The sequence below is a fragment of the Ralstonia mannitolilytica genome (assembly GCF_905397375.1).
GTDB classification, from domain to species: domain Bacteria; phylum Pseudomonadota; class Gammaproteobacteria; order Burkholderiales; family Burkholderiaceae; genus Ralstonia; species Ralstonia mannitolilytica.
On record NZ_CAJPVG010000001.1, the window covers coordinates 409,190 to 429,865 of the forward strand.

Consider the following 20,676-nt stretch of genomic DNA (forward strand, 5'->3'; position numbering starts at 1 on the left):
GGCGATTCGGTATCGGTTGCGGTGGCGGTAGCGGTAATGGGTTCAATGCGGGACGGGCAAATCAGGCGAAGTCTTCTTCCCAGTACTCGCCGGGCAGGCGAGCCGGTTGCGGCGTGCGTTCAAGCTCCAGCCGACGCAGTTCCACGCGGCGGATCTTTCCGGAGATGGTCTTGGGCAGCTCGCTGAACTGCAGCCGGCGGATCCGCTTGTAGGGCGCCAGCTTTTCGCGCGAGAACAGGAACACCGCGCGCGCCAGTTCGGGGCCGGCCTCATAGCCCTGGCGCACCGTCACGAACGCCTTGGGCACGGACAGCCGCAGCGGATCGGAACTCGGCACCACGGCGGCCTCGGCAATGGCCTCGTGCTCGATCAGCACGCTTTCCAGCTCAAAGGGGCTCAGCCGATAGTCGGACGACTTGAACACGTCGTCGGTGCGACCCACGTAGACGAAGTAGCCGTCGTCGCGCCGCATCGCCACATCGGACGTGTGGTAATAGCCGTTGCGCATGGCCTCGGCCGTGGCTTTGGCGTTGTTGGCGTAGCCCTGCATCAAGCCGAGCGGGCGGTGCGAGAGCGGCAGCACGATTTCGCCTTCGCTGGCGGGCTGATCGTCGTGGTCGACCAGTTCCACGCGGTAGCCGGGCAGCGGGCGCCCGACCGAGCCCGGCACGACCGGCTGCCCCGGCGTGTTGCCGATCTGGCAGGTGGTCTCGGTCTGGCCGAAGCCGTCGCGAATGGTCACGCCCCAGGCGCTGCGCACACGCTCGATGATCTCGGGGTTCAGCGGCTCGCCCGCACCGACGATCTCGCGCAGCTTGACGGCGTAGGTGGCCAGCGGCTCCTGCACCAGCATGCGCCACACGGTGGGCGGCGCGCACAGCGTGGTCACGTTGAAGCGCACCAGCACGTCCAGCGTGTCCTTCGGCACGAAGCGGGCGTAGTTGTAAACGAACACGCAGGCCTGCGCATTCCACGGGGCAAAGAAACAGCTCCACGCGTGTTTCGCCCAGCCGGGTGAGCTGATGTTCCAGTGGATGTCGCCGGGTTGCAGGCCGATCCAGTACATCGTCGACAGGTGGCCGACCGGATAGCTCTGGTGCGTGTGCTCGACCAGCTTCGGCTTGGACGTGGTGCCCGAGGTGAAGTACAGCAGCAACGGATCGGTCGCCTTGGTCGGCCCCTCGGGCACGAACTGGGCGGGCGCCTCGTATGCTGCTGCCAGGTCGATCCAGCCTTCGCGCTGCGCGCCCACGGCGATGCGCTTGACGCTTGCATCCACACTGTCGAACTTGTGCAGCTCCGCCGCGTCGACAACCACGCAGTGCGCGCCGCCCAGTTCAACGCGGTCGCGCACGTCATCCGGCGAAAGCTGCGTCGTGGCCGGCAGCACCACCGCACCGAGCTTCATCGCCGCAAGCATCACGTCCCACAGTTCGACACGGTTCGGCAGCATCAGCAGCAGACGGTCACCCCGCACGATGCCAAGCCCACGCAGGAAGTTCGCCATGCGCGACGAGCGCTCCGACATCTGCGCAAACGACAGCTTCAACCCTTCGCCATGCGCGTCATCGACGATCCACAGCGCCGGGTTGTCGTTGCCGCGCGCCATCACATCGAAGTAGTCGAGCGCCCAGTTGAACGTGTCCAGCGTCGGCCACGCAAACTCGCGATACGCCCGGTCGTAGTCGGTGCGATGGCGCAGCAGAAAATCGCGCGCTTCCACAAAACCCTGTGCTGCAGATACCGGTTCGTTCATCGTCGTCTCCTGGTCGGCGCGTTTGCGCTCTTTCGTATGCGGTCGATGTGCGCGGGCCGTGCTACACGTGCCGCGCGATCACCATCCGCTGGACTTCGCTGGTGCCTTCGTAGATCTGGGTGATGCGTGCATCGCGGTAGTGGCGCTCGACGGCGTAGTCGGCCAGGTAGCCATAGCCGCCGTGGATCTGGATGGCGTTGGAGCAGATTTCTTCCGCCAGTTCCGATGCGTAGAGCTTGGCCTGCGAGGCCTCCGACAGGCACGGTTTGTCTGCACTGCGCAGGCGCGCCGCGTGGTGAACGAGCAGGCGCGCCGCATTCAGGCGCGTGGCCATGTCGGCCAGCATGTTGGCGATGGTCTGGTGCTCGCGCAGCGCCTTGCCGAACTGGATGCGCTCATTCGCGTAGTTGCGTGCCGCATCGAACGCAGCGCGCGCAATGCCCACGGCCTGCGCGGCAATGCCGATGCGTCCGCCTTCCAGGTTCGACAACGCGATCTTCAAGCCCTCGCCACGTTCGCCCAGCAGGTTCTCTTCGGGCACGGCGCAGTCTTCCAGCGTGATCGGGCAGGTGTCAGACGCGCGAATGCCGAGCTTGTGTTCGGGCCGCCCAACGTGAAAGCCCGGCGTGTCCGTCGGCACGATGAAGGCGGAGATGCCGCGCTTGCCCGCCTCAGGGTCCGTCACGGCAAAGACGATGGCGATGTTCGCGCGTGCACCGTTGGTGACGAACTGCTTGTTGCCGTTGAGCACCCACTTGCCGTCGCGCAGCACCGCACGCGTGCGCAGGTTGTTGGCCTCGGAGCCGGCATGCGGCTCGGTCAGGCAGAACGCGCCAATCGCGCGGCCAGTGGCCAGATCCGGCAGGTAACGCGCCTTCTGCGCCTCGGTGCCGAACTTGAGGATCGGGCCGCAGCCCACCGAGTTGTGCACGCTCATCATCGTCGCGCTGGCAGCGCAACCGGCGGCCACCTCCTCCAGCGCGAGCGCATAGGCCACGTAGTCCGTGTACGAACCGCCCCACTCCGCGGGCACGATCATGCCTAGCAGGCCCAACTCACCCATCTCGCGCACCACCTCGTCGGGCAAGGCGCCGTCACGGTCCCACTGCGCGGCGTTGGGCGCCAGGCGCTCGGTGGCAAAATCGCGCGCGGCGTCCTGGATCATCCGCTGCTCTTCGGTATAGAGGTCGTCCATCGCTTGGCTCTTGCTTGTTTGCTGACCGGTGCCGCGTGACGCTGCCTGTGCAGGCGCCTTACACTGTGCAGCCCGCGGCGCTCCGGTTCGATGGGGAAAAAGTGTAGGCACGCGGCTGGGCGGCTTCGATGCCCGTCACGATCAACTTGCGTGAGCGGATTTGCCATACCGATGAAAAACAACGAAAAAGGAACCGTCTCTGTCAGCCTCGTCAACGAGGCCGTGACGCGCGCCCGCGCGCATGGCGTGGACATGCAGCCCATCATGGCCGCCGCAGGCATCACGCCGCAGATGCTGGCGCAGCCGCGCAGCCGCGTGTCATCGGCGCAGTACGGTGCGCTGTGGGCCGGCATTGCGCAGGCCATGGACGACGAGTTCTTCGGGCAGGATGCGCACCCCATGCGCTGGGGCAGCTTCGTGGCGATGACGCAGGCGGCGCTGACCGCCCGCACGGGCCGGCAGGCGCTCGCCCGGGCCACGGGTTTTCTGCGCCTGGTGCTGGACGATCTGCATGTGCGCGTTGAAGAAGACGATCAGCGTGTGCGCCTCGTCTTTGTGCACCGCAAGGGCACGCGGGTGCCGCCCATGTTCACCTACGCCACGTGGCTCATCATGGTCTACGGGCTGGTGTGCTGGCTCGTGGGGCGGCGCATTCCGTTCATTGCCGCGCGCTTCCGTTGTGCGGCGCCGCAGGATGCGCAGGAATATCGCCTGATGTTCTGCGACGACATGGTGTTCAGGCACGATGCGTCGTACGTCGACCTGTCGCCCGATTTTCTGGACCTGCCGGTCATTCAGACGGCCGCGTCGAGCAAGACGTTCCTGCGCGACGCGCCGGGCAACTTCATCGTCAAGTACCGCAACCCCGATTCCTTCGCCGCGCGCGTGCGCAAGACGCTGCGCAATCTGCCCGTGGCCAGCTGGCCCGCGTCGGACGCAATGGCGCTCAAACTGAACGTGGCCGAGGCCACCATGCGGCGGCGCCTGAAGCTCGAGGGCCACACGTATCAATCCATCAAGGACGACCTGCGGCGTGACATCGCCATTGGCCTGCTGCAGGACACGCGGCGCACGATTGCGGACATTGCCGCCGCGGTCGGTTTTGCGGAACCGAGCGCCTTTCACCGCGCGTTCCGCAAATGGACGGGCATGCGACCGACCGACTATCGGCCGGCCCGCGCGGGCTGAGGCTGCGCGGCGACGGCGTCCCCGGCCGTGCCGCTCACTTCCCGCAGCGTCTCCAGAAACGCCTTGAGCACCGGCGAGTGATCGTCCACACGATAGTGGACGTACAGCGGCACAGCAGGCAGCGCCGGCTCCAGCGGGCGGAAGACCACACCGGGCGGCGCCAGGTTCGCCGTCGAGCCCGGCAGCAGCGCCACACCAAAGCCCGCGCTCACCAGCGCCAACAGCGTCTGCACTTCGGTCACCTGCTGGCGCACGAGCGGCGCAAAGCCGGCCTGGATGCACAGATGCAGCAGATGATCGGCAAAGCGCGATCGCTTGGATTCGAACGCAACAAACGGCTCGCCGGCAAAGTCGCCGAGGGCCAGGCTGGTGTGCCCGGCCAGACGGTGTGTGGCCGGCAGTGCCATCACGATCGGCTCGTGCTGCAGCAGTTCGCTGCACACGGCGGGGTCTTCCTGCCCCAGCCGGAAGATGCATGCATCGATGCGGCGCTCCTTGAGCGCGGCCACTTGCGCGGCGGGGGTCATCTCCTGCAGATGCCATTCGACGCCGGGGTAGCGCTCGCGAAACTGGCGTAGCGCTTCGGGCAGCAGCCCCACCATCACCGAGCTGATCATGCCGATTTCCAGCTCGCCCACCTGGCCGCGGCCCGCCTGCCGGGTGAGGTCCAGCGCGCGGTTGAGCTGGGCGAACACCAGCGGCGCCTGCTCCTTGAGCGTGCGTCCGGCGGCCGTCAGTTCCACGCGGTGGTGACTGCGCACAAACAGCGGCGTGCCGATCTCGTCTTCCAGCAGCCGGATCTGCTGGCTCAGCGGCGGCTGCGACATGAACAGGCGCGCCGCCGCCCGGCCGAAGTGCAGCTCGTCGGCCAGCACTGAGAAATAACGCAGCAGGCGGATGTCCACGGTATGCCCTACGCCTTCAGACCGAAGTTGAACGGCGTTTCGCGCTGCCGCTTGCCGGTCAACCGGAAGATGGCATTGGCGATGGCGGGCGCCACCGGCGGGTTGGCCAGCTCGCCCACACCACCGGGCTTGTCGCGGTTGCCATCGACGATGACGATGTCGATGGCGGGCATGTCCGACATGCGCATCACGGGGTAGTCGTGGAAGTTGCTCTGCTGCACCGCGCCGCCCTGGATGTCGATGCGATCGAACAGCGCATGGCCGAGGCCCCACATCAGCCCGCCGTACAGCTGCTCCTCCACGCCCGTGCGCGAGACCGCAAGGCCAACGTCGGCCACGCAGGTGAGCTTTTCGACAACGACGCGGCCGTCCTTGCGCGCCACCTGCGCCACCACGGCGATGTAGCTGTCGTACGCCTGATGCGTGGCGACGCCCAGTGCGTGGCCGTGCGCCATGTTTCCCCACCCCGCACGCTGTGCGGCGGCGCGCAGCACGTCGACATGCCGGGGCCGGTCGGCCATGTGAGCGACGCGGAAATCAACCGGATCGCGCCTGGCCGCCACAGCGAGTTCATCGATGAAGCTCTCGGTGGCGAAGACGTTGGGGATGAAGCTGACGGCGCGGTACCAGCCCGTCGGGATGCCCGTTTCGTGCCGCACCCAACCGATGTCCATGTGGTTGGCGCGATATGGAAAATCCCACTTCGAGAGGGCCTCGGTGGTGCTGTAGTCCATGCGATCGGGGCGGTCGAAGTAGCCTGGCTCCCACTGTTCCGGCGAGGCGGGCGACACCGCGCGGATGCGCAGCGCATCGAGCCGGCCCTGCGCATCAAGCGCGCCTTCGAGGCGGTGATACGTGGCGGGGTGGCCGTACAGCGCGCGCATCTCGTCTTCGCGGCTGTTCATCAGCTTGACGGGCACGCCCGTCTTTTTGGCAAGGTAGCTGACTTCGAACAGCCAGTACTTGCTCTCGCGCGCGCCAAAGCTGCCGCCCGACACCATCTCGTGCAGCACCACCTTTTCGCGCGGCACGCCGCAGATCACCTCGGCAGCTTCCATCGCCGTGGATGGCACCTGGATGCCACCCCAGTATTGAATGGCGCCGTCCTTGAACCACGCGGTGATGTTGACGGGTTCCAGCGGATTCTGCTGCTTGTACGGCATGCGATACGCCGCATCGATGCGCTTGGCGCCGTGGGCCATCGCCACGTCCGTGTTGCCGGTCTGCACGCTGTGCACCACGCGCGCCTTGCCGCTGGCAAGCCATGCGGCCTGGTGCTGCGCGACATGGCCGCTGTCGAAATCGGCGAAGGCGCTGTCGTCCCACTCGACCTTGAGGGCCGCGCGGCCCTTGTTGGCGGCCCAGTAGTCGTCGGCCAGCACGGCCACGCCTTCCTGGTTGCCGCCCAGCACATCGGCGCGCATCGGGATGGTCATGACCTGGCGCACGCCGCGCACCTTCAACGCCTCGGCGCTGTCGATGCGGCGCACACGTGCACCGGGCATGGGCGCACGCTGCACGACCGCCACCAGCATGCCGGGCAACGACACATCGATGCCGTACTGGAACCGGCCCGTCGCCTTGGCCAGCGCATCGCGCTTATGCCTGAGCTTGCCGATGTACTTGAAGTCCGCTGGATCCTTCAACGTCACGTTGGCAGGCGCAGGCAGACGGCCCGCCGCATCGGCCAGTTCGCCGTAGGTGGCCTTGCGGCCGTCGGCATTGCAGATGACGGTGCCGTCTGCGGTGCTGCAAGCGGCCACGGGCACGCCCCAACGTTGCGCCGCCGCGCTGATGAGCATCGCGCGCGCCGTGGCGCCGGCTTGCCGCAGGCGCGTATATTCGAGCGACACGCTGGTGCTGCCGCCGGTGGAATACACCTTCCAGACCGGATGGATGTAGTCCTGGAAGAACGGATCTTCCGGCGTGACGACGGCAATGCGCATCGGGTCCACATCCAGCTCTTCGGCCACGCAGGCGGCCAGCGCGGTTTGCGTGCCGGTGCCCGAATCGTGCTTGTGGACGACGATCTTGACGGTGTTGTCGGCCAGCACGCGCACCCACGCATTGGGTTCGAATCCCCCCGCGGCGCCATCCTTGCCGGCGGCCAGTGCATCGGGCAAGCGAAAGCCGACCGCCAGCCCCGCCGTCAGCAGCGCGCTCTGCTGCAGGAAGCGGCGGCGCGACGGTGCATGCAAGTCACGCGGCGCGTTCATGCCTTGCCTCGCTCGTCGGCGGCGCGCTTGATGGCCTGGCGGATACGCCCGTAGGTGCCGCAGCGGCAGATGTTGCCGGCCATGGCATTCGTGATGGTCTCGTCGTTGACGGGCGCGCCTGCCGCCAACAACGCAGCGGCCGACATGATCTGCCCCGATTGGCAGTAGCCGCATTGCGGCACGTCTTCGGCCACCCAGGCGCGTTGCAGCGGGTGCGTGCCGTCTTTCGACAGGCCTTCGATGGTGGTCACGCTGTGCCCGGCCGCGGCCGATGCCGGCGTGATGCACGCGCGGATCGGTGCGCCATCCAGATGAACGGTGCACGCCCCGCAAAAGCCGCCGCCGCAGCCGAACTTGGTGCCCGTCAGCTTCAGCCGATCGCGCAGCACCCACAGCAGGGGCATGTCGGCATCGGCGTCATCCAGCGCATGGGGCGCGCCATTGACCATAATCTCGGTCATCATTGTCTCCTCCAGAATCGGGCCGTCTTGTGCGGCCGCGCCTGGCTGCAATATGAAGCCGCGCACCGGCACCCCGCCAGCGACGATTTCTGCCAGCCCGTGTAAGTCGAACTAACAGCTCACCCACCGCCGCCATGTACAAGCGTTATCCGTCGATCCAGTCGATGCATGCCTTCCTGCAGGCGGCGCGCACCGGCAGCTTTACCAAGGCCGCGCAGCAACTGGACCTGACGCACAGCGCGATCAGCCAGCAGATCCGCTCGCTGGAGGAGTTCATCGGCCAGCCGCTGTTTGTGCGAGAGGCGGGCGGCATCGTGCTGACCGATGCGGGCCAGCTCTTTGCCAGCATGCTGACCGACGGCTTCGGGCAGGTGGACCGGGCGCTGTCTTCGGTGCGCAACCGGCACGTGCCGCAAACGCTCATCGTCGATGTCGACAGCGAACTGGCGCAGGGCTGGCTCAATGCGAGGCTGCCGCAATTGCTCGCGGCCCTGCCCGGCTACCAGGTGATGTTCCTCTCAACCCCGCGCGGCGAGCGGCCCTCGTTCGAGCGCGTGGATGTCTCGCTGCGCTACGGCTATGGCGAATGGGATGACTGCGAGATGGCGCTCGTCTGTGGCGACCACGTCACCGCTGTGGCGGCGCCCGCGCTGCTGGAGCGGCATGGCGTGCAGGCGCCGCTGGCGCCGTCGGCCGCGATGACGCTGCCGCTGCTGGGCTACACGCGGCGCTCGTGGATTCCATGGCTGGACGCCGCCGTACTGGAGCCGCTGGAGCCCGCCGTGGTGGCCGCGTTCGACAACGCCGCCAACATGGTCGCGGCCGCCGAAGCCGGCATTGGCGTGGCGCTGGTGCGTGGGCTGCTGGCGGCCGATGCACTGCAACACGGGCGCCTCGTGCGGCTGACCGATGTCGCCATCCCGGCGCACTACAACCTGTATGCCGTCTGGCAGCGCGGCCAGGGTGAGCGCGCACAGGCGGTGGTGAACGCAGTGCAGCAACTCGCGCGCAACACGCTCGGCGCCTGAGCACCCGCCGCCTGCCGACCGACTTGCCGATATCGGCAACGTATCAAGACCGCCGCCAAATAGTATTGGCCGGCCCCCGGCCCTGACTCCGATACTGCGCCCCAAGCAGCACGCATCCGGCATCACGCGATCCGGCGAGGGGAAGGCACACGCCTAGCAAAGAGCGCCGCGCTGCAGGACGTGCCTGCCCTCACCGGGAAGCCATACGCGCTTCCTCCCAGTCATCAGGAGATCCAACGATGATCATCGACATCAGCTGCTACCCCACCGACCTGGTGGACCTCGCGTGGTGGCACGACGGCGACCCCTTTACCGGCGAGCGCCTGCTCGAAATGATGGACGGCCCTTACATGATCAACGGCAAGCCGCGCCGTATCGACAAGGCCTTCATCCAGCCGCCGCAGGGCAACACCATCTACACGTGGACGGACGGCGAGCTTTCGGGCCGCGAGTCCATCGACGCCTACATGGCGTACACGCTCAAGATGGTGCAGACCTACCCCGACCGCTTCATCGGGTGCTTCGTCTACAACCCGCGCTGCGGCGTGCAGAACGGCGTGGAGGCCATCGAGCGCTACGTCAAGGAGCACGGATTCAAGATGGTCCAGATGCAGGCCAACATGCACGCCTACCGGCCGGACCGCGCGCTGGACTGGGTGATGCCCGCGTTCGAGAAATGCGCCGAGCTGGGCGTGCCCGTCAAGCTGCATACGGGCGACGGCCCCTACAGCATTCCGTCGGAATGGATTCCGATGATCAAGCGCTTCCCGAATGTCGATTTCATCATGGCGCACTTCGGCGTGCAGACCGGCGGCGTCTACGTGTTCGAGCCGATGCAGTGGGCGATGGAGCTGCCCAACGTGTATTGCGAATCGGGCTGGTGCCTGCAGTCGCGCATCGTCGAATTCGCCAAGGTGCTGCCCAAGCACAAGATCCTGTTCGGCACCGACACGCCGCCCAACGAGCCCGGCATGTGGCTGCGTCTGCTGGAAGTCTTGTGCATGGACCCGCCGCAGGGCCTGAACCTCGATGAAGACACGCTCGAGGATTACCTGGGCAACAACATCGCCCGCATGATCGGCCTGGAGCCGACCCGTCCGCCCAAGACCGTGGCCGAAGCCGAAGCGCAGCTCGCGCTGGCTGCCGCCTGAGCCACCGCAGACCGCACGGAGCGCAACACATGATTATCGATACCCATCTGCACCCAACCAACCTCGTCGACGAGGCCTGGCGCCACACCGGCACGCCGTTCAATGGCGAGCGCATGATCCAGCTGATGGACGGCCCGTACATGATCAACGGCAAGCCGCGCCGCATCGACATGGGCTTCATCCAGCCGCCGCCGGGCAACACCGGCTACCGGGACGGCAACCGCCGCGGCCGTGAAGGCATTCGCGACTACATGGCGTACATCGCCGAACTCACGCAGAAGTACCCGGACCGCTTCATCGGCAACTTCACCTACAACCCGCGCTGGGGCCCGGAGAACGGCGCGGCGGAGCTGGAATTCCACATCAAGGAATACGGCTTCAAGATGGTCAAGCTGCACGCCAACATGCACGGCTATCGGCCCGACCGCGCGCTCGACTGGCTGCGCCCCGCGATGAAGGTCTGCGCCAAGTACAACATCGTGGTGCTGATCCACACCGGCGACGGCCCGTACACCATCCCGACGATGTTCTACCCGATCATCCGCGAGTTCCCGATGGTGAACTTCATCATCGGCCACTTCGGCATCCAGACCGGCGGCAACTACTCGTTCGAAGCGTTCTGGATGGCAATGGACACGCCCAACGTGTACTGCGAATCCGGCTGGTGCTTCCAGTCGCGCATCGTCGAGTTTGCGAAGCAGTTGCCGCGCGACAAGATCGTCTTCGGGACCGACTCGCCGCCCAACGAGCCCGGCATGTGGCTGCGCGAGCTGGAGGTGCTGTGCTCGGCGCCGCCGCAGGGGCTGGGCATCGATGAGGACCACCTCGAAGACTATCTGGGCAACAACATTGCGCGACTGGTCGGCATCGAACCCACCAAGCCGCCCAAGGACCTGGCCGAGGCGGAGCTTCGCCTGAAGTCGACCTACGTCCAGACAGCAGAAGCGGCCTGAGCGCCGATCCCGCGGGCGCCGTGCCTCTGTGGTGTTCGGCGCCCGCCTCTAGCGAGGTGTGCCATGAGCATGACCCGGCTTGGCGAAGGCCAGGATTTCCACGTCTTCGCCAATCTCTACCGCGAGCTGTATCCCGAAGATGTGCTGACGGTGCGCCACGGCATCTCCGCCGACCAGGACGTCACCGCCGTCATCGATCAGCTTGCTGCGCGCAACCAGACCCCCATGCTGGTCTGCGAGCAGGTCAGCGGCCTGCAGGTACCGCTGGTCACCAACGTCTTTGCCTCGCGGTCACGGCTGGCACGGTTGTTCGACGTGTTGCCGCATCAATTGCACGATGCCTTCCAGGCACGCGCCAATGCACCCATCGCACCGCGTGTCGTCTCGCACGGCCCCATCACCGACGAGGTGATCGAAGGCGACGCGGTCGACGTTGCGCTGCTGCCGATGATCAAGCACTTCGAGAGCGACCGCGCGCCCTACATCACCAACGCCATCATCGTGGCCGAGGATCCGGTGACGGGCGTGGCCAACATGAGCTATCACCGCTCGATGCGCCACGCACGCAACGCACTGGCGACGAGCCTGCACTCGCGCGGCCACCTGTGGCGCATGCTGCAGACCGCGCGCGAACGCGGCGACGTGCTGCGCGTGGCGATGGTGGTAGGCGCGCATCCGCTGTTCATGCTGGCCGCCGCCGCCCGCCTGCCCTTTGGCGCCGACGAACGCGCCGTGGCGGGTGGCCTGCTCGGCGCGCCGCTCGACATCGTCCGCACGCCGCGCTACGGCATCGGCGTGCCGGCGGCAGCGGAGTTCGTGCTCGAAGGCACCATCGACCCCGCCGCCTATGCAGAAGAAGGCCCGTTCGGTGAATTCACCGGCTATTCGTCCGACCGCTCCACCAACAATGTGCTGCGCATCGATGCCCTGATGCGTCGGCGCGACGCGTGGCTGGTCGACGTGGTAGGCGGCCCGTACGCCGAGCACCTGACGCTGGCCCGCCTGCCGCGCGAGGCCGAGATGAGCGAAAAGCTCAAGGCGCGCTTCCCATCGGTGACGGCGCTGCACTATCCGAACTCAGGCACGCACTTCCATTGCTACGTGGCACTCAACCCGACGCGCGACGGCGAGGCGCGGCAGGTCATGCTGGCGCTGCTCGGCTGGGATCCGTACCTCAAGACCGTGATTGCCGTGGATTCCGATATCGACCTGCAGCAGGACGAGCAGGTGCTGTGGGCCATGGCCACGCACTTCCAGCCGCACCAGGATGTGTTCATGGTCGATGGCCTGCCCGGCAGCCCGCTCGATCCGTCATCGTCCGTGCACGGCACGACTTCGCGCATGGGCATCGACGCCACGCGCGGCGCCGGCTTCGAAGGCATCCGCGCACGCATCGATCCGCAGGCGATTGCCCGCGCGGGCGACATCCTCCGCCAGGCCGGAGCGCGTCCATGAGCGCGCGCCACCCTCGCGCTCCCGCCCGGCCGCGCATGGTGGTCGGCATCAGCGGTGCATCGGGCTTCGTCTACGGCGTGCGGCTGCTCGGACTGCTGCGCGCGCTCGATGTGGAGACGCACCTCGTCGTCACACGTTCTGCGCTGCTGACGATGGCGCACGAAACGCCGTACAAGCTGGCCGACGTGATCGATCGCGCCACGCATTACCACCGTGCGGACGACATGGCCGCCGGCATTGCCAGCGGCTCGTTCCGCGCGCTGGGCATGATTGTGGCGCCGTGCTCGATGAAGTCTTTGGCGGAGATTGCCACGGGCGTCTCGTCGACGCTGCTGACACGCGCGGCAGACGTCACGCTCAAGGAGCGCCGTCCGCTCGTACTGATGGCGCGCGAGACGCCATTCACGCTCGCACACCTGCGCAACATGCAGGCCGTCACGGAGATGGGCGCCATCGTCGCACCGCCCGTACCGGCCTTCTATGCGCGGCCCAATACGTTGGACGACATGATCGACCACACCCTCGGCCGCGTGCTCGACCTGTTCGGGCTCGATGCCGGCACCGCCCTGCGCTGGGGCGAAGAAGCCTTACCTGCCTTAGTCCGTACCCCACCCACGCTCGACAAGGAGACAACATGAAACCCCAAGCCACGGCCCACGCCACGCTTCCCGGCCCGAACACCAAGATTCCGGTCACCATCCTCACCGGCTTTCTCGGCGCCGGCAAAACCACGCTGCTGAACTTCATCCTGCGCGAAAACCACGGCCGCAAGATCGCCGTGATCGAAAACGAGTTTGGTGAAGTCGGCATCGACGGGGGCCTGGTCATGGCCTCCGAAAACGAAGAGATCTACGAGATGGTCAACGGCTGCGTGTGTTGCACGGCCGAGGTCCGCGAAGACCTCGTGCGCATCGTGCGCCAGCTCGTCGCGCGGCCCGAGCGACTGGACCACATCCTGGTGGAAACCAGCGGCCTGGCCGATCCGTATCCGGTGGCGCAGTCGTTCTTCATCGACGACCCGATTGCAGAACATGTGGAGCTTGACGCCATCGTGACCATGGTCGACGCCAAGCACATCGCCGCGCATCTGGACGACCTGCAGCTGGACGGTGTCGACAACCAGGCCGTCGACCAGATCGTCTGTGCAGACCGCATCGTCATCAACAAGGTGGACCTTGTGGGCCGCGACGACATCGACGCGCTGCGCGGGCGCATCCGCGGCTTGAACGCCACGGCCGACATCGTCACCTCCAGCTACGCCCAGGTCGATCTGAACAAGATCATCGGGGTCGGCGCGTTCGAGGCGACGCAGAAGCTGCTGGAGATCGGCGCAGACGCCGGCCACGGCGAGCATGACGCGCACGACCATGAACATGACCACGAACATGAACATGTACATGCTCACGCCGGCGCTCACGAGCATGACCATGAGCACGACCACCAGCACGATCCGAGCGTCTCGTCAGTGGGTTTTGACGTGCCGGCCGACGTGGATCTCGTGCGCTTCCACACGTGGATCGACACCCTGCGCACCGAGCAGGCGGAAACGCTGTTCCGCATGAAGGGCATCCTGGCGGTGAAAGGTCAGCCGCAGCGCTACGTGCTGCAGGGCGTGCACAGCCTCATCGACTTTCGCGCGACGCAGCCGTGGGGCAGCGAAGCGCGCAGCAGCAAGATCGTCTTCATCGGCCGCAACCTCGATCGTGCGGCCCTGCAGGACGGTTTCAACGCGTGTCTGGCGGCGTGAGCATGCCATGACATGACATCCCCCTGACCCGAGGGCGGCTCCTGGCACGCCCCGGGCATGACAACGATAGGAGACAACCATGACAACAGCCGTACACCCGGTCGACCAGATTCTGTCGACCCGACAGATGTTGACGTTGGGCTTGCAGCATATGGCGGTGTCGTACATCGGCGCCATCGCGGTACCGATGATCATCGCGTCGGCGCTCAAGATGTCGCAGGCGGACACCATTGTGCTCATCAGCACCACGTTGTTCTGCTCGGGCATCGCCACGCTGTTACAGACCATCGGGTTCTGGAAGTTCGGGGTACGGCTGCCGATCCTGCAGGGGGTGGCGTTCAGCAGCGTGGGGCCGGTGATCGCCATCGGCACCAACCCTGCCGTAGGTTTCGCGGGCGTGTGCGGTGCGGTCATTGCGGCCGGGCTGTTTACGCTGCTCGCCGCACCGCTGGTGGGGCGGCTGCGGCGATTTTTTCCACCGGTGGTCACGGGCTGCATCGTGACCGTCATCGGCCTGCAGCTCTTTCCCGTCGCCTATGACTGGGTGGGCGGCGGACGCAACGCTGCCAACTTCGGTGCACCATCGTTTCTGCTGGTGGCCGCGGTGGTGGTCGCCACCATCCTCCTCATCAACCGCTTCGGCAGCCCGCTGCTGCGCAACCTCGCTGTGCTGGTGGGCATGATCGTCGGCACGTTGCTGGGCTGCGCCATGGGCATGGGCAACTTCCACGGCGTGGCAGACGCGCCGTGGGTCACGCTGCCGGTGCCGTTCCACTTTGGGGTGCCTGTATTCGCCGTGGTCCCCGCGCTGACCATGATCGTGGTGATGATCGTGCAGATGGTGGAATCGATGGGCTTGTTCCTGGCCATCGGCGACATCGTCGAAAAGCCGATCGAAGAAGAGGAAGCCATCAACGGCCTGCGCGCCAACGGGCTGGCCAGCGCCATCGCCGGCATGTTCGCCGCATTCCCCTTTATCGCCTTCATGGAAAACGTCGGGCTCGTGGTGCTCACCGGCGTGCGCAGCCGCTGGGTGGTGGCCGTGAGCGGCGTGCTGATGTGCCTCGTGGCGCTGGTGCCCAAGGCGGGCGCCGTGATTGCGGCCACGCCGACAGCCGCATTGGGCGGCGCGGGCATCGCCATGTTCGGCGTGGTGGCCGCGGCGGGCATCCAGACCCTGGCGCGCGTCGACTACGAGCACAACCGCCACAACGTGCTCATCGTCGGTTTCACGATTGCCGCCGCGCTGGTACCGGTGCTGGCGCCGACGCTGTTCAAGCAGTTGCCCGACTGGTCGCAACCGTTCCTGCACAGCGGTGTGGTCATCGCCTGCCTGGTGTCGGTGGCGCTGAACCTGCTGCTCAACGGTACCGAAGAAGCGCACGTGCCCGCGTCGGTCGTGCGCACGGCGGGCCGCGCCTGATTTTCCAATGGACCTCTCCATGCACAACACGCCTCAAGACATCCTCATCCGCCGCCCCTTGGCCGTCATGACCGGCCTGCGTGGTGACGCAGCACGCGCCGGTGCGGTCGACATCCGCATCGCCGGCGGGCGCATCGCCGAGATGGGCCCCGACCTCATGCCCCGCCCCGGCGAGCGCGTCATCGACGCCAGCGACTGCATCGTCTACCCGGGCTGGATCAACACGCATCACCACCTGTTCCAGAACCTGCTCAAAGCCGTGCCGGAAGGCATGAACCAGGATCTGCAAGGGTGGCTGGCCAGCGTGCCGTATCCGCGCCTGCCGCTGTTCACGCCGGAGCTGATGCGCACGGCTGCGCGCCTGGGCATGGCGGAGCTGCTGCTGTCGGGCGCCACCACCTGCGCCGATCACCACTACCTCTATCACGCAGGCGGCGGCACCGAATCGGGCGACATGCTGTTCGACGTGGCCGATGAATTCGGCATGCGCCTCGTGCTCTGCCGTGGCGGCGCCATCGAATCGGCCAGCAGCCACCCGGGCTTCTCGAAGACGGCGTTGCAGCCCGAAACGCTCGACCAGATGCTGGCCGACATCGAGCGGCTCAAGCACCGCTATCACGACGACGCACCCGATGCGATACGCCGCGTCGTGGTGGCGCCGACCACACCGACGTTCTCGTTGCCGCCGGCATTGCTGGTCGAGCTGGCGCGTGCCGCGCGCGGGATGCACCTGCGCATGCATACGCATTTGTCGGAAACCGACAATTACGTGCGCTTCTGCCGCGAGAAATACAACTGTCTGCCCGTGGAGTTCGTGGCCGAGCACGAGTGGCTGGGCCCGGACGTCTGGTTTGCCCACCTCGTGCACCTGCAGCCGTCGGAGATTCGCATGCTGGCCCAGACGGGCAGCGGCATCGCGCACTGCCCGGTCAGCAACAGCCGGCTGGGCAGCGGCATCGCACCGGTGCCGCAACTGGCGGCGGCCGGCGTGCCGGTGTCATTGGGCGTGGACGGCGTGGCGTCCAACGAATCGGGCAGCATGACCGGCGAGGTCAACACTGCATGGCTCATCCACCGTGCCACGCAAGGTGCCGGCGCCACGACCGCCGAAGACGTCATTCACTGGGCGACCGCAGGCGGTGCGCGCGTGCTCGGCTTGAGTGAGGTCGGCACGCTGCAGGTCGGGCAAGCCGCCGATCTGGTGCTCTACAACATCAACCACCCGCGCTTCTACGGCTTCCACGACCCCGCGCTCGCGCCTGTGGTTGCCGGGGAGCCCATCACCGTGCGCACCAGCATCATCGGCGGGCGCGTTGTGGTGGACGAAGGTGTGGTGTGCGGGCTCGATGTGGCGAGCATCCGCGCCGAAGCCAGCCGGGGCGTGGCCGACCTGATGGCGTGTGCTTGACGGTTCAGACATCTAGCCGCAGCGCCATGTGTTCTTCGTCGTAGAAGCGGTCACCGACACGCATGGCGCGGCGCTCGACGCCGAAGGTCTCGAAACCCGCGTTGCGATACAGCGTTTGCGCACGCGGGTTCTCGGCATTGACACACAGGTGGATCTGCAACACGCGCGCCGCACGCGCATGCGCAATGGCGGCGTCGAGCAGACGGCCCGCAATACCGCCCCGCCGATGCGCCGGGTCAACAAACACGCCCCACAGCACGGCCTTGTGGGCGACCTGCGCCAGCGGCTCGCGACGCAGTCCGGCAATGCCAATCAGCTCCGGCCCCGCAAATGCACCGAACACGATCTGATGCTCGGTCGCCCGGATGCGGTTGCAGGTTTCCTCCAGCGTGCGGCCCGACTCTTCATCGTGCGTCGGCCAGATGGCGGTCGGCGCATCTTGAATGGCCTTCAGGCGCAGGGCCTTGAACGCCGCAGCATCCTCATCGATCAACGGGCGGATGGCGATGTCGCTCATGGCTGTTTGGCCTCCACGGTAAATGCATCGCCGGTTTCGAAGAACGCTCCGCCCGCGAGGTAATGCACGGTCTTGCTGCCCGCATCGGTAAAGTGCCAGCGGCCGTTGCTGAACAGCGCCGGATCCGCCCAGGCGGCGGTCACTTCAGCAATGAAGAGGTCGTAGCGCTTCTCGTTGTGCGGTTCGGGAATGACGCGGCATTCCAGCCACCCTGCGCAGCCCGCGACGAGTGGCACGTCGATCGTGCGGGCGGGCACCGTGGCCAGGCCGAGTGCATCGAACTTGTCGCCGTCCCGGCCAGACAGCGTGCCCACCGTGAGCGTGGTCTCGGCAATTGCGCGGGTGGGGATGTTGAGCGCGAATACGCCCGAAGCTTCGATCAGTTCACGCGTGAGCGTGCGGCTGTCCACGACGACCACGACCTTGGGCGGATCGAAGTCGAGCGGCATCGCCCACGCGGCGGCCATGATGTTGCGCACGCCGTTGTGGGCGGTGGTAACCAGCGTGGTCGGACCGTGGTTGAGTAGGCGGTAGGACTTGGCCAGTTCCACTGGGGCCAGGGGGATGGGGGTGGACATGATGGCGAGGATGTGTTTGGTGTGTTGGGAGTGGTTTTTGCCTTGTTCTTTTGTTGGTGGTGCCTCCCCCAGGGACAAAAAAACCATCCCAACAAAAACCCCAGCAAACTTCACTGGGGTTCCAATTCACTCAGCAACACGCTTGGCAATATGCTCCAACGCCTCCTCCACCTGATCAATCAAGATCAGGCAAAGGTCGCCAGGCTGCAACCGCCCGAGCGCCGTATCGATCGCAAGAAATTCTCCGCGGATCTCTTCAACGTAGCGGGTGCGCTGCGCACCCTCCAGGCCCTCGCGCAGTAGCGCCAGCACTTCCCCATCCGCACGCCCGCGCTGGCACTGGTCTTCATACAGCACCACGTCATCAAACACGCCGCCGAGAATCTGCGTCTGCTTGCGGATGTCTTCGTCGCGCCGGTCCCCCGCGCCGCTGATCACCACCACCCGCCGCTTGGCCGGCATCGTGGCCACCGCGTTGCACAGCGCCTGGATGGCATCTGGGTTGTGGCCGTAATCGGCGATCAGGGTGGCGCCCTTGTAATCGAACAGGTTGAAGCGGCCCGGTGCCGTGGCGGCGTCGTTCACGAACGTGGCCAGGCCGCGCCGGATGATCGCCCAGTCGATCCCGAGCGCCCACGCGGCGGCGATCGACGACATTGCGTTCTCGACCTGGAAGCCGATCGTGCCGTTGCGCGTGAGCGGGATGTCCGCCAGGGCGATGCGCGTTTCGCTTGCGCCTTCGGCAGCGACGATCTCCGCGCCATCGACGAACACCACGCGCTTGCCCTGCGCACGGTGCAGCGCCATGGTCGGCAGGCTGGGGTCGTGCGCGAAGAACGTCACGGAGCCCGGGCAGCCGTCGGCCATGCGGGCGACCATCGGGTCGGCGGCGTTGAGCACGGCCATGCCGCGCGGCGCCACGTTGCGCACGATCACGCTCTTGAGCACCGCCAGGTCTTCGACGGTGCTGATGTAGTTCAGCCCGAGGTGGTCGCCTTCGCCTACATTGGTCACCACGGCCACGTCGCAGCAGTCAAAGGCCAGACCCTCGCGCAGCAGCCCGCCGCGCGCGGTTTCGAACACGGCGGCATCCACGTCCGGATGCAGCAGCACATTGCGGGCGCTGCGCGGGCCGGAGCAATCGCCGGTGTCGATGCGCTGGCCCTGGATGTAGACGCCGTCGGTACCCGTCATGCCCATACGCAGGCCGCTGCAGGCCAGCAGATGCGTGATCAGGCGGACCGTCGTGGTCTTGCCGTTGGTACCCGACACCGCCACCACGGGGATGCGGCCATCGTCGCCGTCGGCAAACATCGTCGAGATGATGGCCTCACCAACGGCGCGGCCCTTGCCGTAGGAAGGCTGCAGGTGCATGCGCAAACCCGGTGCGGCGTTGACTTCGACGATGCCGCCCGCCTGGTCCTCGAACGGCTTGAGCATCGTCTCGCACACAGCGTCCACGCCGCAGATGTCGAGGCCGACCATCTGCGCCGCGGCCACCGCACGTGCGGCGATGGCGGGGTGGACGTCGTCGGTCACGTCGGTCGCGGTGCCGCCGGTGGACAGGTTCGCGTTGTTGCGCAACACCACGCGCGTGCCCTTGGGGGGCACGGAATCGGCGGTCAGGCCCTGCTTGGCCAGCGTGGCCAGGGCGATGTCGTCAAAGCGGATCTTCGTGAGCGACGTGGCATGGCCTTCGCCACGGCGCGGGTCGCGGTTCACCTCGTCGACGAGCTCGCGCACCGTGTGCTTGCCGTCGCCGATGACCTGCGGCGGATCGCGGCGCGCGGCGGCCACCAGCTGCTTGCCCACGACGAGCAGGCGGAAATCATGGCCGGGGATGTAGCGCTCGACGATCACGTCGGAGGAAATCTCGGCGGCCACTTCGTAGGCCGTCATCACTTCCTCGCGGGTGCGGATGCGCACGGCCACACCCTTGCCCTGGTTGCCGTCGCGCGGCTTGACGACCACGGGGCCGTCGATCTCCTGCGCGGCGGCCCAGGCTTCCTCGGCGCTGCCCACCGAGCGGCCCAGCGGTACGGGCACGCCGGCCGCATGCAGCAGCGTCTTCGTCAGTTCCTTGTCCTGCGCAATCGATTCCGCCACGGCGCTCGTCATGTCGGTTTCTGCGGCCTGGATGCGGCGCTGCTTGCTGCCCCAGCCGAACTGCACCATCGAGCCCTGCGTGAGGCGCCGGTACGGAATGCCCCGCGCCACGGCGGCCTGGACGATGGAGCCGGTGCTCGGTCCGAGGCGCACGTCTTCATCGAGATCGCGCAGGCGGTGCAGCGCGTCGTCCAGGTCGAACGGCTGGTCGTCGCGCGCGGCCAGGCAGAGCTGGCCGGCCAGTTCAAACGCCAGCCGGCCGACTTCCTCTTCGCTGTACTCCACCACCACCTGGTACGTGCCCGGCTCGAGCGTGGGCTCGGTATGACTGAACGTGACCGGGCAGCCGGCGGCCGCCTGCAGGCCCAGTGCCGCCGCTTCGAGCGCATGCGCCATCGACGGCGCGCCGGCTTCGTCATGGGGGCGCAGCGGCCCGATGGCCGGAAACCGTGCGCGCAACCGGTCTTCAAAGCCCGGCAGCTCGGCCAGCAGGTGCGATTGGTCCGAGCACGCCACGATGGCTTCGATGGCCGTGTGACGACACCAGAGATTCGGGCCGCGCAGGGCCCGGATGCGAGAGACTTCCATA

Annotated in this window: 17 protein-coding genes; 9 read left to right on the top strand and 8 right to left on the bottom strand. The window is 66.7% G+C overall.

Going from position 1 to position 20,676, the window contains the following annotated elements; genetic code table 11:
- Positions 1 to 61 precede the first annotated feature (61 nt).
- Entirely contained in the window at positions 62 to 1,756 is a 1,695-nt protein-coding gene (locus KHN96_RS01785; protein WP_062738780.1) for an AMP-binding protein, read from the bottom strand.
- Between the two features lie 61 nt (positions 1,757 to 1,817).
- Positions 1,818 to 2,951, bottom strand: coding sequence for an acyl-CoA dehydrogenase (locus KHN96_RS01790; protein ID WP_045219507.1), 1,134 nt, complete (start codon positions 2,949 to 2,951; stop codon positions 1,818 to 1,820).
- Positions 2,952 to 3,122: 171 nt separating this feature from the next.
- On the opposite strand from KHN96_RS01790, the gene KHN96_RS01795 reads away from it, so the two are divergent.
- A complete protein-coding gene (locus KHN96_RS01795) occupies positions 3,123 to 4,139 on the top strand; it encodes an AraC family transcriptional regulator (protein WP_181817438.1) in 1,017 nt (338 codons plus the stop codon).
- Here the strand turns inward: KHN96_RS01795 and KHN96_RS01800 are convergent.
- From KHN96_RS01800 to KHN96_RS01810, 3 genes are read right to left on the bottom strand one after another with little or no spacing between them, the layout of a single operon-like run.
- Positions 4,115 to 5,044, bottom strand: a complete 930-nt coding sequence (locus tag KHN96_RS01800; protein ID WP_062738779.1) for a LysR family transcriptional regulator — start codon at positions 5,042 to 5,044, stop codon at positions 4,115 to 4,117. The genes KHN96_RS01795 and KHN96_RS01800 overlap by 25 nt on opposite strands.
- Positions 5,045 to 5,052: 8 nt before the next feature.
- Positions 5,053 to 7,260, bottom strand: coding sequence for a xanthine dehydrogenase family protein molybdopterin-binding subunit (locus KHN96_RS01805; RefSeq protein ID WP_062738778.1), 2,208 nt, complete (start codon positions 7,258 to 7,260; stop codon positions 5,053 to 5,055).
- Positions 7,257 to 7,721, bottom strand: a complete 465-nt coding sequence (locus KHN96_RS01810) for a (2Fe-2S)-binding protein (protein WP_062738777.1) — start codon at positions 7,719 to 7,721, stop codon at positions 7,257 to 7,259. The genes KHN96_RS01805 and KHN96_RS01810 overlap by 4 nt, the downstream gene beginning before the upstream one ends.
- A gap of 134 nt (positions 7,722 to 7,855) precedes the next feature.
- Between KHN96_RS01810 and KHN96_RS01815 the strand changes: the two genes are divergently transcribed.
- The 8 genes from KHN96_RS01815 (at position 7,856) to KHN96_RS01850 (ending at position 16,886) form a co-directional block, all read left to right on the top strand.
- Positions 7,856 to 8,749, top strand: a complete 894-nt coding sequence (locus KHN96_RS01815; RefSeq protein WP_062738776.1) for a LysR family transcriptional regulator — start codon at positions 7,856 to 7,858, stop codon at positions 8,747 to 8,749.
- A gap of 239 nt (positions 8,750 to 8,988) precedes the next feature.
- A complete protein-coding gene (locus tag KHN96_RS01820) occupies positions 8,989 to 9,900 on the top strand; it encodes an amidohydrolase family protein (RefSeq protein ID WP_045202142.1) in 912 nt (303 codons plus the stop codon).
- Between the two features lie 29 nt (positions 9,901 to 9,929).
- Entirely contained in the window at positions 9,930 to 10,853 is a 924-nt protein-coding gene (locus KHN96_RS01825) for an amidohydrolase family protein (protein WP_027679411.1), read from the top strand.
- Positions 10,854 to 10,916: 63 nt separating this feature from the next.
- Positions 10,917 to 12,308 carry a UbiD family decarboxylase gene (locus tag KHN96_RS01830; protein WP_062738775.1) on the top strand — a complete coding sequence of 464 codons (1,392 nt, stop codon included), beginning with the start codon at positions 10,917 to 10,919 and terminating at the stop codon, positions 12,306 to 12,308.
- Positions 12,305 to 12,946, top strand: coding sequence for a UbiX family flavin prenyltransferase (locus KHN96_RS01835; RefSeq protein WP_202966849.1), 642 nt, complete (start codon positions 12,305 to 12,307; stop codon positions 12,944 to 12,946). Before KHN96_RS01830 ends, KHN96_RS01835 begins: the two co-directional genes overlap by 4 nt.
- Positions 12,943 to 14,055 carry a CobW family GTP-binding protein gene (locus KHN96_RS01840; protein ID WP_062738773.1) on the top strand — a complete coding sequence of 371 codons (1,113 nt, stop codon included), beginning with the start codon at positions 12,943 to 12,945 and terminating at the stop codon, positions 14,053 to 14,055. Before KHN96_RS01835 ends, KHN96_RS01840 begins: the two co-directional genes overlap by 4 nt.
- Before the next feature lie 79 nt (positions 14,056 to 14,134).
- Positions 14,135 to 15,478 (top strand): nucleobase:cation symporter-2 family protein, encoded by a 1,344-nt coding sequence (locus KHN96_RS01845; protein ID WP_062738772.1) that lies wholly within the window; start codon positions 14,135 to 14,137, stop codon positions 15,476 to 15,478.
- A gap of 19 nt (positions 15,479 to 15,497) precedes the next feature.
- Entirely contained in the window at positions 15,498 to 16,886 is a 1,389-nt protein-coding gene (locus KHN96_RS01850) for an amidohydrolase family protein (protein ID WP_062738959.1), read from the top strand.
- A gap of 4 nt (positions 16,887 to 16,890) precedes the next feature.
- On the opposite strand, the gene KHN96_RS01855 is transcribed toward KHN96_RS01850, so the two are convergent.
- The 3 genes from KHN96_RS01855 to cphA form a co-directional block, all read right to left on the bottom strand.
- Complete coding sequence (locus tag KHN96_RS01855; protein WP_062738771.1) at positions 16,891 to 17,403, bottom strand: GNAT family N-acetyltransferase; 513 nt, start codon at positions 17,401 to 17,403, stop codon at positions 16,891 to 16,893.
- Complete coding sequence (locus tag KHN96_RS01860; RefSeq protein WP_045219485.1) at positions 17,400 to 17,981, bottom strand: flavin reductase family protein; 582 nt, start codon at positions 17,979 to 17,981, stop codon at positions 17,400 to 17,402. Before KHN96_RS01860 ends, KHN96_RS01855 begins: the two co-directional genes overlap by 4 nt.
- A 126-nt stretch (positions 17,982 to 18,107) precedes the next feature.
- Positions 18,108 to 20,675, bottom strand: coding sequence for a cyanophycin synthetase (gene cphA, locus KHN96_RS01865; protein WP_062738770.1), 2,568 nt, complete (start codon positions 20,673 to 20,675; stop codon positions 18,108 to 18,110).
- Position 20,676: the final 1 nt, after the last annotated feature.